The 15,400-nt window shown below is 57.4% G+C and carries 16 protein-coding genes and 2 pseudogenes; 5 read left to right on the top strand and 13 right to left on the bottom strand.

What is annotated here, in order from left to right; translation table 11 throughout:
* Window positions 1–12: 12 nt before the first annotated feature.
* The 9 genes and pseudogenes from ACQY4M_RS11510 to ACQY4M_RS11470 form a co-directional block, all read right to left on the bottom strand.
* Window positions 13–342, bottom strand: a complete 330-nt coding sequence (locus tag ACQY4M_RS11510) for a hypothetical protein (RefSeq protein WP_428544049.1) — start codon at window positions 340–342, stop codon at window positions 13–15.
* A 266-nt stretch (window positions 343–608) separates the two neighbouring features.
* Window positions 609–1,631 carry an IS110 family transposase gene (locus ACQY4M_RS11505; RefSeq protein ID WP_428544047.1) on the bottom strand — a complete coding sequence of 341 codons (1,023 nt, stop codon included), beginning with the start codon at window positions 1,629–1,631 and terminating at the stop codon, window positions 609–611.
* Window positions 1,632–1,824: 193 nt separating this feature from the next.
* Window positions 1,825–2,319 (bottom strand): hypothetical protein, encoded by a 495-nt coding sequence (locus tag ACQY4M_RS11500; protein WP_428544537.1) that lies wholly within the window; start codon window positions 2,317–2,319, stop codon window positions 1,825–1,827.
* Between the two features lie 151 nt (window positions 2,320–2,470).
* A pseudogene (locus tag ACQY4M_RS11495) lies at window positions 2,471–3,052 on the bottom strand (DNA cytosine methyltransferase); the annotation flags it as partial.
* A gap of 3 nt (window positions 3,053–3,055) precedes the next feature.
* Window positions 3,056–4,288 carry a DNA modification methylase gene (locus ACQY4M_RS11490; protein WP_428544045.1) on the bottom strand — a complete coding sequence of 411 codons (1,233 nt, stop codon included), beginning with the start codon at window positions 4,286–4,288 and terminating at the stop codon, window positions 3,056–3,058.
* 352 nt (window positions 4,289–4,640) lie between these two features.
* Complete coding sequence (locus ACQY4M_RS11485; protein WP_428544043.1) at window positions 4,641–5,087, bottom strand: DUF6362 family protein; 447 nt, start codon at window positions 5,085–5,087, stop codon at window positions 4,641–4,643.
* The gene (locus tag ACQY4M_RS11480; RefSeq protein WP_428544041.1) at window positions 5,084–5,332 is read right to left on the bottom strand and encodes a hypothetical protein; all 249 of its coding nucleotides are present in this window, start codon (window positions 5,330–5,332) and stop codon (window positions 5,084–5,086) included. Before ACQY4M_RS11480 ends, ACQY4M_RS11485 begins: the two co-directional genes overlap by 4 nt.
* A complete protein-coding gene (locus ACQY4M_RS11475) occupies window positions 5,329–5,676 on the bottom strand; it encodes a hypothetical protein (RefSeq protein WP_428544039.1) in 348 nt (115 codons plus the stop codon). Before ACQY4M_RS11475 ends, ACQY4M_RS11480 begins: the two co-directional genes overlap by 4 nt.
* Before the next feature lie 548 nt (window positions 5,677–6,224).
* Entirely contained in the window at window positions 6,225–7,298 is a 1,074-nt protein-coding gene (locus ACQY4M_RS11470) for a hypothetical protein (RefSeq protein ID WP_428544037.1), read from the bottom strand.
* A 35-nt stretch (window positions 7,299–7,333) separates the two neighbouring features.
* Between ACQY4M_RS11470 and ACQY4M_RS11465 the strand changes: the two genes are divergently transcribed.
* The 3 genes from ACQY4M_RS11465 (at window position 7,334) to ACQY4M_RS11455 (ending at window position 9,333) form a co-directional block, all read left to right on the top strand.
* Entirely contained in the window at window positions 7,334–8,377 is a 1,044-nt protein-coding gene (locus ACQY4M_RS11465) for an IS5 family transposase (RefSeq protein ID WP_428539227.1), read from the top strand.
* 65 nt (window positions 8,378–8,442) lie between these two features.
* Window positions 8,443–8,571, top strand: coding sequence for a hypothetical protein (locus ACQY4M_RS11460; protein ID WP_428544035.1), 129 nt, complete (start codon window positions 8,443–8,445; stop codon window positions 8,569–8,571).
* Window positions 8,572–8,736: 165 nt separating this feature from the next.
* Window positions 8,737–9,333 carry a hypothetical protein gene (locus tag ACQY4M_RS11455; RefSeq protein ID WP_428544033.1) on the top strand — a complete coding sequence of 199 codons (597 nt, stop codon included), beginning with the start codon at window positions 8,737–8,739 and terminating at the stop codon, window positions 9,331–9,333.
* Window positions 9,334–9,443: 110 nt separating this feature from the next.
* Here the strand turns inward: ACQY4M_RS11455 and istB are convergent.
* Window positions 9,444–10,174: pseudogene (gene istB / locus ACQY4M_RS11450) on the bottom strand (IS21-like element helper ATPase IstB).
* Window positions 10,171–11,670, bottom strand: a complete 1,500-nt coding sequence (gene istA, locus ACQY4M_RS11445) for an IS21 family transposase (RefSeq protein ID WP_428539289.1) — start codon at window positions 11,668–11,670, stop codon at window positions 10,171–10,173. The pseudogene istB and the gene istA overlap by 4 nt, the downstream one beginning before the upstream one ends.
* Before the next feature lie 119 nt (window positions 11,671–11,789).
* On the opposite strand from istA, the gene ACQY4M_RS11440 reads away from it, so the two are divergent.
* Window positions 11,790–12,311, top strand: a complete 522-nt coding sequence (locus ACQY4M_RS11440) for a hypothetical protein (protein WP_428544031.1) — start codon at window positions 11,790–11,792, stop codon at window positions 12,309–12,311.
* Here the strand turns inward: ACQY4M_RS11440 and ACQY4M_RS11435 are convergent.
* Together ACQY4M_RS11435 and ACQY4M_RS11430 are read right to left on the bottom strand one after the other, a co-directional pair.
* Complete coding sequence (locus tag ACQY4M_RS11435; protein ID WP_428544029.1) at window positions 12,285–13,184, bottom strand: alpha/beta fold hydrolase; 900 nt, start codon at window positions 13,182–13,184, stop codon at window positions 12,285–12,287. The two genes, ACQY4M_RS11440 and ACQY4M_RS11435, sit on opposite strands and share 27 nt — an antisense overlap.
* Before the next feature lie 90 nt (window positions 13,185–13,274).
* Window positions 13,275–14,300 (bottom strand): AraC family transcriptional regulator ligand-binding domain-containing protein, encoded by a 1,026-nt coding sequence (locus ACQY4M_RS11430; RefSeq protein WP_428544027.1) that lies wholly within the window; start codon window positions 14,298–14,300, stop codon window positions 13,275–13,277.
* 87 nt (window positions 14,301–14,387) lie between these two features.
* Here ACQY4M_RS11430 and ACQY4M_RS11425 point away from each other — a divergent pair, with 87 nt between their 5' ends.
* Window positions 14,388–15,329 carry a tripartite tricarboxylate transporter substrate-binding protein gene (locus ACQY4M_RS11425; RefSeq protein ID WP_428544025.1) on the top strand — a complete coding sequence of 314 codons (942 nt, stop codon included), beginning with the start codon at window positions 14,388–14,390 and terminating at the stop codon, window positions 15,327–15,329.
* Window positions 15,330–15,400: the final 71 nt, after the last annotated feature.

The following is a 15,400-nucleotide window of genomic DNA, read 5'->3' as shown; positions in this document are numbered from 1 at the left end:
GGTGGGTCAATTTTACTCGCTCATAACCCACCCAAGTGGGTCAGTTTTGCACGCCGATTCACAGTCTGGATAGACAGTCGTTTCGATGTAGGGCCTGCCAGCATGGTCTTCCTTTGGAATGATTTCCATCCCGAAATCTTCGAAGACTTGCGACGTCGCGGAAATTAGTGATTTTAGGTCTTTGTAGGCACGGTACTCCCCTGTATCCTCCGATGCAGTCGCAGTCATGAGCCGAACCCCATTTTGATCAACGATCACTCGATAGAAAATATAGGGCTTGGAGCATATCCGGTATTCTTCTTGCTCCGAAGAGAGCTTTTTTGACTTTTCAATTATAGCCATGTGTGGATGGCTCCTTTTTTGCAAGGGTTAATTTGAAGTTTTGATCATTGCGGTTGCGGTCATGTGTTCGGCCTGTTGGCGCGGTACGTTTGACCGCTGGCCCTGATGAAGTCCGCGTCGCCTGGGTCCCAATCATGGAGACGAGCTTTTATGCCCGGGCTACCGATACGGGGTGTCCCGGCGGCGGCTTTCGTTGATCATCATCATTCATCTTTGCCCTCGCAACTCGGTGCGGCGAACCCGTATCCCGGTCGCTGCGATTCCTGTCAGTTGACTGCCGGGCGGCGATAAACATCTCCGCGCAACAGCACGGCCCAGATGATGCGCGCTGTTTTGTTGGCAATGGCAACCGTGACCACACGCGCGGGCTTTTTATCAAGCAATCTGCGGATCCAGATGCCGGTGGCGCTGTCGTCGCGTCCGTCTCTGCGAATGATCGATGTGGCACCATTTACCAGCAGAGTTCGCAGATAGGGATCGCCCATTTTGGATATTCGGCCGAGCCTGTCCTTGCCTCCTGACGAATTCTGCCTTGGTACGAGCCCGAGGAAGGCCGCGAACTGGCGCCCCGACGCGAAGGCAGCCGGGTCCGGAACGCTTGCGGCCATGGCGGTTGCCGTGATGAACCCGACGCCCGGGATCGTCTGTAACCGCTGGCTCACCGCACTTTGTCGATGCCAGGCACGCAGCTGATTATCGAGCAAACGGATTTCTACGGTGAGCGTCTCAAGCTGACGGGCAAAACCCAGCAACGCCGTACGCGCGACCTCCGGCAGGTCGTCATGCTCTCCGTCCTTCATGGCCTTCGCCATTCTTACGACATGTTGCGGCCCCTGTGGCGCAATGATGCCGAATTCGGCCAGATGGCTGCGAAACGAATTGAGCATCATGGTCCGTTGCCGGATCAGCAACTTTCGCGTCCGGTGCAGCACCATGACACCCTGTTGCCCAGGCGTCTTGATCGGTACAAAGCGCATGTTCGGGCGTGTTACGGCCTCGCAGATCGCCTCGGCATCTGCCATGTCGTTCTTTTGCCGTTTGACATAGGGTTTGACATAGGCGGGCGGGATCAGCCGCACATCATGGCCGAGCGCCGCAATCTCCCGCGCCCAGAAATGGGAGGTACCGCAAGCTTCTATTCCCACAAGACAAGGCGGCAACGCGCTCATGAACTCCAGAACGGCATTGCGGCGCAATTTCTTCATCAGCACAATCTGTCCTGCAGCATCAACGCCGTGAAGCTGAAAAACAGACTTTGCCAGATCGATCCCGAGTGTTGTAATCTCCATTGTGGATGGCTCCTTCTCTTATTGGTTTGCGACAGCACCAATATGGCACATTGCGATGCCGGCGGGTGGAGCCATCCACCCCATCATAATTCGTGTCCATTCACTTTTTCAATGGCTTACACTATTGAAGCGATCTCGTAAATGCTCGTAAATCACCACCCTAGAGGCCGTTATCTCATTGCGCGCGATTGTTTCATTGTGCCGCCTCATCAGCCATCATCACTGAACCGAGCCGCAAGAATTCTGAACGCATGTGCTGCAACCAGGGGGACCACGCCGTTACCGCAAAGTCGAAGCCGGTCCACGCGGTTGGCCAGCCCCCTCTCGGTGATGCAAGCATCACCTGCCGGGCAGTGATCAGCGCCTCGACGAAGGCTGGGTTCAAGCTGCGGCGCTGATCCGAGGTATTCCCGCCATCCCCCGAGATCGTCAGGGCCTGGCGGGAATACACAGCGAAATTCGCCAGTTGATCCATGTGATTGCGCGCCGGGGGCTGCTGTTTCACATGCTCGGGGCTGTTCGTTCCCTTCCAGTCCCGCGCCAGCGGTGTCGGCCACAGCGGGTGGTGCGACCACTGCGGGTGGTGCGACCACATACCCGCCACATGGGTCAGATCGGCGGAGCGGCGGTTGCCGCCGCTGGGCTTGCAGCCATCGCTCGCCATCGGGGTCGGCCAGTCCCGCGCCATGCGGTCCAGCCCCTTTTCGTTCTTGCGCGCTCCACTCCGCGTGCGGAAACTGTCGGTCTGGGGCGTGGGCCACATCGCCGCCTTGGTCGCCAGATTCATCCCGTGCTTGCCGGCCAGTTGCGACGGCGTCGGTCTGGTCTGCCGGTTTTCGTTCGCGCTGGCGCGTGGTGTCGGCCAGTTGGTTTCGCCGAGCGAGGATGAACAGCCGCTGGCGCTTGTGCGGCGCGCCGACTTCTGCCGCTGTAAACAATCCTTCCGTAACGTCGTAGCCCAGGCCTTCCAGCTCGCCTCTGACCTCGCGATAACCGAGGTTGAGATGATTGGCGACGTTTTCCAGAAACACCCATTCGGGGTGGCATTCCGCGATGATCCGCGCGAAATGTGGCCATAAATGGCGGGGATCCTCCGCGCCTTGGCGCTTCCCCGCGACGCTGAAAGGTTGACATGGATAGCCTCCAGTGAGGATATCCACCGTGCCACGCCAAGGGCGGCCATCGAAGGTGGTAATGTCGTCCCACAGAGGTGCCTGATCCAGGGCCGCGTCTTCCATCCGCGCCACGAGGGTGGCCGCAGCATAGCTTTCCCGCTCGACGTAACAGACAGTGCGATACCCGGGGCATGCGATGGTGAGGCCAAGGTCGATCCCGCCAGCTCCGGTGCAGAGCGACAGACCTGAGAACAGGTCTGCGGCTCCGGAAGTGTCTCCGGTGGGATGTAAAGCCAGCTCATGCATGCCTCAGCGCGGGTTTTCCGCCAGCTCGGCGAAGGTTTGGTCGGTCCCGTCCAGTGTTGCGGTTTGGCCGGTGAATTGCTGCCAGCGCTCGACGGCCACATCGACGTAAGCGGGGTTCAACTCGATCCCATGGCAGACCCGCCCCGTGGTCTCGGCCGCAATCAGCGTCGTGCCGCTGCCGCCGAACGGGTCAAACACAAGGTCACCCTTGCGGCTGGAATTTTGAATGGCGCGTTCCACAAGGCTGACTGGCTTCATGGTCGGGTGCAGGTCATTCTTGGTCGGGCGATTGATGTTCCACACATCGCCCTGATCGCGCGCCCCGCACCAGCGGCGTTTCACACCTTCGGGCCAGCCATAAAGGATTGGCTCGTATTGGCGCTGGTAATCGGACCGGCCAAGCGTGAACCGGTTCTTGGCCCAGATCACAAAGGTAGACCAATGCCCGCCTGCTTTGGTGAAGGCGGCTTGCAACGTGTGCAATTCGCTCGAGGACATGCAGATGTAAACCGCACCATTTGTATGGGTGTTGATCAGCACGCAGGCGTCATAAAGGAACTGGCCAAACGCATCGCCAAGCGCATCGTTCTTGATCCGACGCCCCTTGCCAGCCTGTTCCGCCCCTGCGCCTCCGGCGTAATCGACGTTATAGGGCGGGTCGCAAAAACAGAGATTTGCCTTGGCACCATCCAGCACCCGTTCCACATCCGTGGCCACCGTAGCATCCCCGCAAAGCAGGCGGTGATTGCCCAGCACCCAGAGATCGCCCGGTCGGCTGACCGGATCCTCGGGCGGCTCGGGAATGTCATCCTCGCCCTCTGTGTCGGTTTCGCCCTCAAGGCCGGACAGCAGGCCGTTCAATTCCTCGTCGGTAAAACCGGTCAACTCCAGATCATAATCCGCGTCCAGCAGATCGCTCAATTCAAGGTTCAGCAGATCTTCCATCCACTCGGCGTTTTCCGCCGAGCGGTTGTCCATGATCCGGAACGCCTGTGCCTGCGTTTCGCTCAGCCCCTTGGCGATATGCACCGGCGCTGTTTTCAGGCCCAAGTGCTGCGCCGCCGCCAGCCGGGTGTGACCGGCCAGAATGATCATGTTCTCGTCAACCACAATCGGCTGCCGCCAGCCAAACTCGGCGATCGAGGCCGCAACCGTGGCGATGGCTTTTTCGTTCTGGCGCGGGTTGCGCGCATAGGGAATGATCTGCCCGAGAGGCAGTTCGATCACGTCCATCATTTTTCCTTGGGTTGGTGCGCCAAAACGAAGCGTGTCGGCGTGCGAAACGAAATGCCCCCGAGAGGCCGTTTCGTTTCAGGCAGGGTTTATAGGCCGTCAGGCCCTTGTTTCATGGGTTGTATTATCAAAACGAAACGAAACGGGTGTTTTTACCGGCGTCACTGGGAAACTTGCGCGCCTAGCCCCCCCGTATACGTTTTGCACAGGAAGGGACCCGCACAAATCGGTGGGGTTCGTGTTCGTCGGGACTTCCGCTTCAGGCGTTTCCGCCCACGTCTCTCGCGATTATGTCCAATTTGTAGCCCCTCAAACCGAATGTGTCACGCGTTTCGGTGTCTCACTGAAAATTGTCTCACAATACGATTTTTCTTGACAGGCTGTTCGCGTTCTCAATCACGAAACGTTGCGAACGCCTGGTCGGTGGGACCCTCCCGTTCAGCCGCCAGACAATCACGGCCAACCCGTACTGCCAGCGCCGCGCGGCCGCTGCCCGCGACATACCAAACTCCCAACAGATCGGCTTCCACGCCTTGCCATTGGCGCGCATCCAGACCAGCTTTGCGTCCTCCACCTCCAGCCAGCGCAGCCACAGCATCGCCTCATCAGCCTCGGTGATCATACGCGGGCTTGGCCGAGGTTTTCGCATCACGGGCTCCTGTCCGACCTGATCGGCAAAGCTGTGAAAGTAATCCGGCCAGGCATTGAAATACCCTTGCGGTTTCACGCCCGGCATCTGTCGCATGACCTCGGCCGCCAATTCCAACCGGTCCTGCACTCGAGCAATTGTCCAGCCGGTCATCGTGATACCTCGCTGCTTTCAGGTCGTCTGCCATAAAGTTTCTCGCCGAGCTGACGCACGAGTTCCCGTTCCGGCCAGGTCAGCCGGTCATCATCGAGCGCCACAGCCAGCAGCCCGTTCGGCGGGCTTACGCGGCCGCACTGCGGCCACGGTCCCGCCTCACCCTTCCAGCCCTCTCGCTTGACCTGATCGGGTGTGCGGCGATGCCCGCCATAACCCCTCGGCGTAAACCTCATCCCGTTCATGCCATGCCTCCTTTCGTTTCCAGCGCCCAGTGCAGGATGGCGATGGCGTCGGCCTCGTTGTCATCCGCAGGGCGGTAGCCCCGTGCCTGTGCGGCTTCGATCATCATGGCCTTGCTGGCATTGCCCTTGCCGGTGGCGTGTTTCTTGATCGTGCCGACGGGCACACCCTGATAGGGCACGCCCCGCATTTCTGCCCAAGCGGTCAGCGTGGCCATCAGCCCGCCATAGACATGGGCTGCATCGGTGCCCGCGTGGCGGCGGACCTCCTCGAACCAGATGGTTGCGATCGGTCCTGCGAGTTGGTCCAGCTCGGTCAGCCAGTTTACGAACCTCAGGTAACGCATGCCCCCGCCATCAAAGCGCCGCGGGCGAAACGATACGGTTCCGCTGGTGACCAATCCATCAGGAGACTTCAGCGCCCAGCCCGTGGTGGTGCCAAGATCGAGGGCAAGGACGGCTCCGAGGGTTGGTGGGGGAGTGGCCAGTGCGGGTTCGGGTTTGGCTAGAGTCGGATCGATGGTGTTCATGAGGTGGTCTCCTGTCGTTTGAACTGCTCGGGGTGAAAGGTCGGGGCTGACAAGCCTGCCCCGGGGTAGGTGGTGTCTCTCCCGCCTTGAGCGGGAAGGACACCTACCCCTTAGGGTAAGAAAATCCGGAATCTGGAATCTGGCGCAATACACTGATTTTATTGCGTTAATCCAGATTCCAGCCCAGATTTCGGAAACACCCTTCCGGAATCTGGAATTGCAGGTGCAACACATTGTTTTTGAAGGGTAAAATCCAGATTCCAGATTCCATCCAGATTCCAGATTCCGCGTAATCTGGCCAGATTCCGGAAATTCCGCGCCAGATTCCGGATGGAAAACGGGGGTGATTTCAGCACAATAGCCCATCATTCATCCTCCGTCGGATAGACCCAGATATCGGGATTTTCGACAGGCAGAACCGCACCGGTCTGTGGGCATTTATAGTGGCTGGGAAGCACGGGTACGGCCTGCTCGGTGACCTCACCGGTCTGCGGGTCGACTGCATCTGCACCCGTTTTCAGGGCCATGTCCTCGACGCAGAGATACCCGTATTTGCTCCGGTCGGCAGCAAGCCCCAGACCCTTCACCGCGTCTTGACGGACAAATTTCAGATAGCCTTTCGTGGCCAGAACATTCAGGCGGTCCCGGATGACGGTCTTGCCGCCGAGGCCGGCCTTGTTCTCGAAAGCCTCCGCGAACTGGGTCATCGTGAACATCTTGCCGCGCGCAGCCTGCTCGGCAATCATCTGGATGATCACATCGCCCTTGCGCACCCGCTCGGCATCATGTTTTGCGCCCACGTCCTTGCGCACGAGGCGCTCGTTCATCGGATTCAGCTCCACCCACTGGCCCTTGACCTTGTCGATCAGCTTGGATGACAGCGCGGGACCGTTGCGCAGCTCAATTTCCAGTTTGCGCTGGCTGGCTTCCTCGTCGGGGCGGTGCATGATGATGCCCGAGGTATAGAACCCGCGCAGGGAGCTGGCCCCGGACAGGGCCAGAAACGGATCCTCCTTGACCTGATGCTTGCCGAGTTTCTTCGTGTGATGGACGAGGATCACACCGCATTCCGGATTCACCGCCTCACGCAAAACCTCAATACGGTCGCGCAGGAAAAACATCATCGCGCCATTGTCGTTTTCACCGCCGCCTTCGGGGCCGCCATCGAAGACATTGCGGATCGGGTCGATGCAGAGAATATCAACGGGGTCGTCTGGAAACGCCTGTTGGACCGCATCGGCGACCATGGCGCTGCCTTGCTCGTCCAGCAACAGTTTCAGCTTGGGCGTCGCTACGAAAGTATCGCGGGCGGCGTTGATCACCTCCGGCGGCAGGGCAATCTGTTTTAGCCGCTCGCGCAGGTAATGATACTGGATTTCCGCCTGTAGGGAACCTCTAAAAATCCCCCAAAATCCGGCCTGACGGGGTAGAATCGTCATCAGGATGAAAATGATTCGACCGACGGGGTTTTGTCATGGGTCAGATGGGATTTTTTGATCTTTCCAGCCGATACGCGGGACTGGACAAATCTGGTGATCCGCTGGTGTTGCTCAACGACATGGTGCCGTTCGAGGATTACCGGGACGAGCTGAAGGCCATATGGCGCACGCCGCCCGAACAGCGCAAATCCAACGCTGGCCGCCCGCCTTGGGATGAGGTGCTGATATTCAAGACGATGGTTTTGCAGCAGCTCTACAACCTCTCTGACGATCAGATCGAGTATCAGATCCGCGACCGCCTGTCGTTCATGCGGTTTCTCGGCCTTGGCATTGAAGACAGCGTACCTGACGCCAAGACCATCTGGGCCTACCGTGAAAGGCTGGCCGGGGCCGGGAAGATGAAGGAGCTGTTTGACAAGTTCGATGCCTTTCTGCGCGAAAAGGGCTATCTGGCGATGGGCGGGCAGATTGTTGATGCGAGCATCGTTCCGGCGCCGCGCCAGCACAACAAAAGGGACGAGAACGAGAAAATCAAGGCGGGCGAAACGCCTGAAGAGTGGGAGGAAAAACCCCACAAGAAGCGCCAGAAGGACGTGGATGCGCGCTGGACGAAGAAGCACGGCAAGAGCTATTACGGCTACAAGAACCACATCAATGTCGACCGGCGGCACAAATTCATCCGCGCTTATGATGTCACCGATGCCGCCGTGCATGACAGCCAGGCGCTTGCCGGTCTGATTGATGCGAGCAACACCTCATCGGACCTGTGGGCCGACAGCGCCTATCGCTCGCAAAAGATCGAAAGCGAGCTGGAAGAGCGGGGGCTTCACAGCCATATCCATCACAAGGGCAGGCGCGGCAAGCCGCTTGGCGAGCGCCAGCAAAAGGCCAACCGGAGGCGCTCGAAAGTGCGGGTCCGGGTCGAGCATGTATTCGCTTTTCAGGAGCGCTCCATGGGCGGCAAGCTGATCCGCTCCATCGGCCTGAAGCGGGCGCGATTTCGCATCGGGATGATGAACCTGGTCTACAACATGAAGCGCTTCGTCCAGTTCGAATGCGGCCTGGCGGCGCCGGGATAAGGGTTCATGGGGTGAGGTGTGCCTGAAATACCCAAAACCGGCTTGAAACCGGTGAAAATGGGTTTATGATCCGAAGCAATCAGGCGGGACAGGCGAAAAACCGTCCACCCCGCCGCGAAGAAGGCGAAAACGGGAATTTACAGAGGTTCCCAATAGTAAATGCGACAAAATGTCTAGCTACCACAAAATTGTAAGAGATGTTTTATGTTTGTATCCAAATTATTCAGTTGGTCCGTTTTCCCAGCAAAACAGTTCCCCGCTCTAAGGGCCGCATGTCAATTCAAAATGTGCACATACCAATTGGCGGTGCCGTAAACCGTCAGCAACGCAACCCCTTCTGATATTTTGGAGACCAGCAAATGAGCAAAGCAAACGAAACCGTCTGGGTCAGCGATTCGATGGGGGATACAAGGCTGATAAAGGCATTCACGCCTGCCAATTTCGAACAGGCCAAAGACAGGCTTCTTCAAGCAATGCGATTAAATGAAAAGGGCGTTGCCTTGCCTGCAGACCATTTCCCGAAAGAAATGTACTTCAACTATCGCGACAAGAAAGTAAAACGGATTAACCCCGGCTTTTTTTACGGAGGCGGCTTCCATTGCGTTTCCGCAGCCTTCGCCGATGTGCTGCGCAGGTTCGATCTGGGGAAGGGTGCTCTGTATCCGGTAGAGTTGTTTCAACATGACCGCGAAACGCCTGTCGAGGGGGAATATTTCTGTATCAATTTCGGCAACCAGAAACAGGCCGCCGTGCCGGAGTATTCGCCAAAATTGATGAAACCTTCATACCCACAAAAAGAAGGTGAACCACCTTGGATACTCCCCGCTGTTCTGGAAAACAACGACATCACTGTAACGAAATCCGCGCTGGAAAAACCTGATCTGTGGGTTGATCCCCAAATCCGGGAAAGCCTGTTCCTGAGCGATCCTTTGGCGAAAGTGTCAATGAGCATTTAAAACTGACCCGGTTTCGGCATTTAAATTTGCCCCCCCCTTTGTGGCGCAAAGCCCCCAGTCGGGCCGCCTTCATGTAGCGAGTCCGTCTGGGGGCTTTGCTTGCGGAACGGCTAGTTTTTTCTACGGCGTTTACTCTGGGCGAACCGGTATGAGGTATTGCCGGTTTCGATGATGTTGCAGTGATGAGTGACGCGATCCAGAAGGGCGGTTGTCATCTTGGCATCCCCGAAGACCGAGACCCATTCACCGAACTCAAGGTTGGTTGTGATGATGATGCTGGTCTTCTCGTAGAGCTTGCTGATCAGATGGAAGAGCAACGCGCCACCGGATTTGGGAAACGGGATGTAGCCCAGCTCGTCGATGATGACGCAGTCCAAAGCCGAGAGCTGCCGGATGATCTTCCCTGCATTGCCGTCGGCCTGTTCCTTGATCAGGGCGTTGATCAGATCGACGGCGTTGAAGAAGCGCGCCTTCTTGCCGTTGTTGATCAGCGTCGTTCCCAGCGCGATGGCGATGTGGTTTTGCCCGTGCCGGTTCCGCCCACCAGGATGAGGTTATGGGCCTCCTCTGTGAACTGGCCGGTGCAGAATGGTTCGATCTGGGCCTGGGTGAGGGCGGCGGCGCTGTAATCGAAGGTGGCGAAGTCCTTGTGATGGGGGAACTTCGCAACCCTCATTTGATACTGGATGGAGCGCACCCGGCGCTCTACAGTCTCGGCGTCGATCAGTTGCCTTATCGCTGTGGTCAGACTTGGCGGCTTGCGCGCGGACAGCAGATCATGGGCGCAAGCTGCCATTCCATGCAACCTGAGGGCTGTCAGTTGGTCGATCAAGGCATTCATACGGCAACCTCCTCAGCCGAGCACAGGGTCTCATAGCGTTTGCAATCGGCTTCGGGCCGCAAGGTCAGCTGCGGATAAGCGCAGGCATCGCTGAGCGGTGTGATGACCGGTTCCACCAACTGGTTGATCAGATTGATGATGGCGGGCAGCCGCAGGGTGTTTTGTGCCACCGCCAGATTGCAGGCCGTCTCGACCACCTCGATCCCGTGATCCTGTGCCAGCAGGAGCAGGTCGACGAACTCCCGATCCCCGCCTTTACCAGCCATGTAATGTTCCCTGATCCGATGCATGGCCTCGGGCAGTTCCCAGCCCACAAAGGGGGCGCCATTGCGCAGGGCACCAGGCTTGCGGTCCAGCAGGGGAACGTAATGCCAGGGCTCGAAATAGCTGATATTGCGGGTAAAATGACGCCTGTGCTCGGCAATCACATCCTGACCGGAGACCACCACGATCCGGCCGGCATAGGCGCGTAGCGACACATGATGCCCGGCAAAGCGGGAGGGCACGCTGTAGCGATTGCTGGCATATTGAACCAGGCAGGTGGAGCGGACACGGACGGTCTTTTCCACGTAGCCGTCGAAGGCCCGACCCAGGGGGCGCAGTTCGGCGCGCTCGTCTTCGAACACTTCGGTAATCGTGCGATCCTGCTGCTCGGGATGGGGACGCTCTGCCAGATCTTCGCAACGCAGACGCAGCCACGCGTTCAGCGCCTCGAGATCATCAAAGGCCGGTTCGGGAACGAACAACCGGCCCCGCAAGAACTGGACCTGGTTCTCGACCTGTCCCTTCTCCCAGCCCGCAGCGGGCGTGCAGGCCACCGGCTCCATCACATAGTGGTTCATCAAGGCCAGGAACCGGGGATGGAATATCCGCTCCTTCGAGCGCGAAACGTAGGTCACCATGGTCTTGGGGTTGTCGATGATCACCCTGCGCGGAACGCCTCCGTAAAAGGACAGCGCCTGCACGAAAGCATCCAGCACCATCTCCTGGGCTTCACCGGGATAGGCAATCACGAAAGGCTTGCGGCTGTGACACAGGCGGAAATGAGCGACCTTCACCTTCTGCTCGACACCACCCAGTACGACCCGTTCTTCGCTCCAGTCAAATTGCAGCGCGTCACCCGCCGCAAAATGCAGCGGGATAAACGCATCTCCCGAACAGGCCCCGGCGCGCTTCAACTCACGAACAAAACGCTGAACCGGCGAATAGGACCCGGTATAGCCCTCTGCCACAAGCTGCTCGTATAGCTTCTGGGCCGTCCGCCGCTCCCGGCGTGGTCGCCTCGAGTCCTGATCAAACAGTTCCTGCAGCCGAAGATCAAACCCATTGCACAGTTTGTGCCGAACTGGCGGCGCATGGCGCTGGTAGCTCGGCGGATTCTCGTCCTTCAAATACTTCTTGATCGTGTTCCGCGACAGTCCCGTCGCCCGCGCCACAGACCGGATGCTGCGCCCTTCAACCAGCACCCAGCGCCGGATCTTCGATACGCTTTCCATCAATATCACCTGCTCTTTCCTCCGCACAATTTTGCGCGGATGTTAACGAAACAGGTGGGTCAATTTTACTCGCTCATAACCCACCCAAGTGGGTCAGTTTTGCACGCCGATTCACAGACATGACCAAGGAACAGCGCCAACGCATTCACGAATTGGTAGAGTACGCGATCAGCCTTGAGGAGGCGGGCGACATCATTTCCAAGAACCTGATGGTCCTGGCGGAACAGAAAAAACGCAATAACCTGCGATTTACCGAAGAGGGGCGCAAAGAGCTTGAGGCGCTGTTCGATGCGGTCATGCGCAACATGTCGCTTGCGTTCAATGTGCTGGTGAGCGAAGACATCGAAAGCGCGCGGTTGCTGCTGAGTGAAAAAGCGGAATTTGCCGCGCGCGAGCGCAAAAGCCGCAAGAAACATCTCAAGCGCCTGCGCGACGGAGATGAGCGCAGTTTTGACACCTCTGATATCCACCTTGAAACCCTGCGCGCGTTAAAGGACCTCAACGCCCGGATTTCCGCCATCGCCTATCCGATTTTGTACCGCCATGGGCAATTGCTGGAAACCCGGTTGGTGGAAAGCGTTGACGAGGAGGAAAGTGAAAAACTGACCCGCTCATCAGAGATTTCCTCGAATGTGGGGTGATTGGGCCGCATGGACAAGAATATCGCATACCGCTTCAGGCATCGACAGAAATGGTTCATGGCTTGAATCCAGAACATGGACGTTGGTTTGGTTTCCCAACTGTGTATCGACCAGTGAAACAAGCGTTTTCTGACCTGCGATGGTAATGGCTTTGTCCTGAGAGCAGCAAATATAATGGCGCGGCACGCACCCGAACCGTTCAGGGGTAATTGGTGATTGTACAGTCGCTACCTGCGCCGGTTCATCCGGGTGAAGCTGGGCTTTGGCCAGCTCGAAGTCTTCCTCCGAGGCGTCTGCGCAAAAGGCTTCACGCATCGCTGCGACATAATCGGGATCATCCGAGGTCGGGTCAATTCGCATTGCTCCGACACCTTCCGGGTCGGCCATGAACAGCGATGGCACGACCGCGTCGGACATGGGCGCGCTGCGTATGAATTCAACAGCATCCATCCCGCGTGGCAGCATAAAGGCCGACAGGTAAACCAGAGCGTGTAACTGTTCGGGTGCGGCCTCGCCAACATGGTTGAGTGTCAGCCCGCCGAGCGAATGCCCGACCAGAATGACCTTGCCATTCCCCAGCGTCCTGGCCTTTTCCAAGCTGTTCAGAACGGCAGCGGTGCGTTCTTCCTGGGTGACATCGCCATTGGGTGAGGGTTCAGCGGCGAATGCTTCACGATCAAGCGGGCGATGGCGAAAGGATTGAGGCACTGCCGCATTGGCTCCGGCCCCCGGCAGGTCAATGGCGACAGAGGCAAATCCCTTGTTCGCGAGGATGGCAACCACCTTGTCCCATGTGTGGTGATTGCTCCAGGCACCATGAATGAAAACGAAGGCTGGGTTCTCGGATGGAGGCATGGTTTTTCCTGAGGTCATAGACGGTATTGCCGGACCGGTGGCAGTTCTTCGACAGGGTAGCGGCCAAACCGGATCGGGCGCAAGACTTTTCAGCCGATCTTGCCTGCTTCACGCCGGGTTCTCCTGGATGCTTCTCTGGCGGTATTGGTTGGGGGAAAGACCAACGACTTTTTTGAAATTCCGTGAAAAGGCTGAAATCTCGGAATATTGCAAATAGGCAGAGATTTCGCCAATGGACTTATGCCCTTCGCGCAGCAACCCCTTGGCCGAGCGTATGCGCTCTTCGTTTTGCAATTGGCGGAAATTCACCTCGTTGCGCCTGAGCACCTGCCCCAGCGTATCCCTGGAAACGCCCAGCACTTGCGCAACGGTATCCAGGGTCGGCATTCTGGACGACAAAATACAATCAACAATGGCCCGGCGCACCAAGTGAACCGGATCAATGTTGCCTTCTGTCTCGCGGCGCGCCTCTTCCAGCGCCCTTTCAATCAGCAGGAGCATATTGCGATCGGCATTCTGATTTTCCACAAAAAGGTCTTTGGACGCAAACACCACCTGGTTCATTCCCTGCCCAAACCGGGTGTCGCATTGCAGAAATTGGGCGTAAACAGAAGTCCCGCCAAGCTGCTCGTGTTGAAAGTCGATACGCTGAGGCATCCATTTTCCACCTAGGGAAAACTGAAGAAACCGGCAATGCAGCATCAGGGAAAACTCCGCATCCTGGGCCTTGAACGCAACGTCACCGCCCGGCGCAGCATATTCGATGACAACCGACTTGCCACAGATCCTGAAGGCATAATGAGAATTGGTTTGCAGGGCTGCAAAATTGCGCTCAAAGCGCTTGATAGCGCCCAGCAGCGTGTCGCTGTAGGAAAATAAATATGACATGAACCCCAGATTTCTGCGGCGATATCTGGCTCCGTAGTACAGACCAAAATGAGGGGTGGCCGTTTCCAGAGCGGCCTCGTTCAGAAGTTTCTGAAAGCGGCCAATCGGAACAGTGGAGAGTGGCTCTTCAACATTGTCCGAATCCCTTATTTCTCGTTTGAGAACGTTGTTGGGATCCCCGCCCAATTTCACAATACAATCTGTGAAACCTTCCAGCACAGAAGAGCGGATTGTCGATAACTTCATATGTTAACTATCAAAAAAAGGCTGTAAAATGTCAATTCTTTTTCTGAATTCTGTGATCCAATCATCCGACCAACACAGGAGGAAATCATGAAACGCGCAGCTATTTTGGCCATGACCACAATCATGGCCGCCGCTACCGGCACCGCCGTATTCGCAGACTATCCCGAAAGACCTGTCACCTTTATCGTTCCCTGGCCGCCGGGAGATTTGGAAGACCAGCTGACCCGAATGATCGCCAGCCAGTTCCAGGAAACGTTTTCCTCGCCGGCTGCGGTTGTCAACAAGCCAGGTGGCGGTGGGGGGCCATTCCCCGGTGCTATCTATGTGGCCGAGCAGCCCGCGGATGGCTACACGATCGGTTCTTTTGTCATGGGGGTTGTGATTACCGGACCAAAGATCGGGATAGAGGAATTGTCGCCCAACCCCTTTGTGCCCGTCGGCAGCTTTCTCACATATCCTTTCGTCGTGGCCACATCCAAAGATGCGCCGTACAGGGATCTGAAAGAACTGGCTGAATATTCGCAGAGCCACGATGTTGTTCTGGCACATTTCGGCGCCGGTCTTATCCCGACGCAGATGACATTTGCGATGGCGAACCGCGAGGGGATCACCTTTGCGAGCGATTCCGCTTTTGATGCAATCGACTGCAACACACTCGCATCTGGTGATGCTGATGTGATCAACTCGACCATGCAGCTCTTGCTTCCGTGCATTGACGATCTGAACGTCCTTGTCTCGTTTACACCCGAGCGGATCCCGCTGACACCCGATGCTCCGACCCTGAAGGAGATCTACCCCGATCTTAGTGTCGAGCTGTGGAATGGTCTGTTTGTCCGCGAAGGTACGGATCCCGAAATCATCAAGACAATCGCGGATGTCGCCCGCGAAACAGTTCTGGGCGAGGAAGCTCAGGCACTGGCGCAACGCACCGGAGCATTTGTCTACTGGCAGGATGCCGCACAAACGGCTGAGCGTATCGAAACCGATGCGCAGATCCTGGAACACGTCGATGAAGCTGCGGCTCAGTAACCCGGCGACTTGAAATGGAAGTGCCCCGGAGCAGTAAAACGCTCCGGGGCGTAAACATAAAACGACAGGTA

The organism is Profundibacter sp., from assembly GCF_965277155.1.
Classification (GTDB): Bacteria; Pseudomonadota; Alphaproteobacteria; order Rhodobacterales; family Rhodobacteraceae; genus Profundibacter.
This window is presented reverse-complemented; position numbering and strand designations above follow the sequence as displayed.

Bases quoted from the DNA above. Each gene is read 5' to 3' on its own strand.
- ACQY4M_RS11500 (WP_428544537.1), bottom strand. From the start codon at position 2,319: ATGGCGCGGGACTGGCCGACCCCGATGGCGAGCGATGGCTGCAAGCCC.
- ACQY4M_RS11465 (WP_428539227.1), top strand. From the start codon at position 7,334: ATGGGTCAGATGGGATTTTTTGATCTTTCCAGCCGATACGCGGGACTG.
- ACQY4M_RS11455 (WP_428544033.1), top strand. From the start codon at position 8,737: ATGAGCAAAGCAAACGAAACCGTCTGGGTCAGCGATTCGATGGGGGAT.
- ACQY4M_RS11460 (WP_428544035.1), top strand. From the start codon at position 8,443: ATGATCCGAAGCAATCAGGCGGGACAGGCGAAAAACCGTCCACCCCGC.
- ACQY4M_RS11475 (WP_428544039.1), bottom strand. From the start codon at position 5,676: ATGCGTTACCTGAGGTTCGTAAACTGGCTGACCGAGCTGGACCAACTC.
- ACQY4M_RS11490 (WP_428544045.1), bottom strand. From the start codon at position 4,288: ATGATGGACGTGATCGAACTGCCTCTCGGGCAGATCATTCCCTATGCG.
- ACQY4M_RS11435 (WP_428544029.1), bottom strand. From the start codon at position 13,184: ATGACCTCAGGAAAAACCATGCCTCCATCCGAGAACCCAGCCTTCGTT.
- ACQY4M_RS11470 (WP_428544037.1), bottom strand. From the start codon at position 7,298: ATGACGATTCTACCCCGTCAGGCCGGATTTTGGGGGATTTTTAGAGGT.
- ACQY4M_RS11425 (WP_428544025.1), top strand. From the start codon at position 14,388: ATGAAACGCGCAGCTATTTTGGCCATGACCACAATCATGGCCGCCGCT.
- ACQY4M_RS11510 (WP_428544049.1), bottom strand. From the start codon at position 342: ATGGCTATAATTGAAAAGTCAAAAAAGCTCTCTTCGGAGCAAGAAGAA.
- ACQY4M_RS11505 (WP_428544047.1), bottom strand. From the start codon at position 1,631: ATGGAGATTACAACACTCGGGATCGATCTGGCAAAGTCTGTTTTTCAG.
- ACQY4M_RS11430 (WP_428544027.1), bottom strand. From the start codon at position 14,300: ATGAAGTTATCGACAATCCGCTCTTCTGTGCTGGAAGGTTTCACAGAT.
- ACQY4M_RS11485 (WP_428544043.1), bottom strand. From the start codon at position 5,087: ATGACCGGCTGGACAATTGCTCGAGTGCAGGACCGGTTGGAATTGGCG.
- ACQY4M_RS11480 (WP_428544041.1), bottom strand. From the start codon at position 5,332: ATGAACGGGATGAGGTTTACGCCGAGGGGTTATGGCGGGCATCGCCGC.
- istA (WP_428539289.1), bottom strand. From the start codon at position 11,670: ATGGAAAGCGTATCGAAGATCCGGCGCTGGGTGCTGGTTGAAGGGCGC.
- ACQY4M_RS11440 (WP_428544031.1), top strand. From the start codon at position 11,790: ATGACCAAGGAACAGCGCCAACGCATTCACGAATTGGTAGAGTACGCG.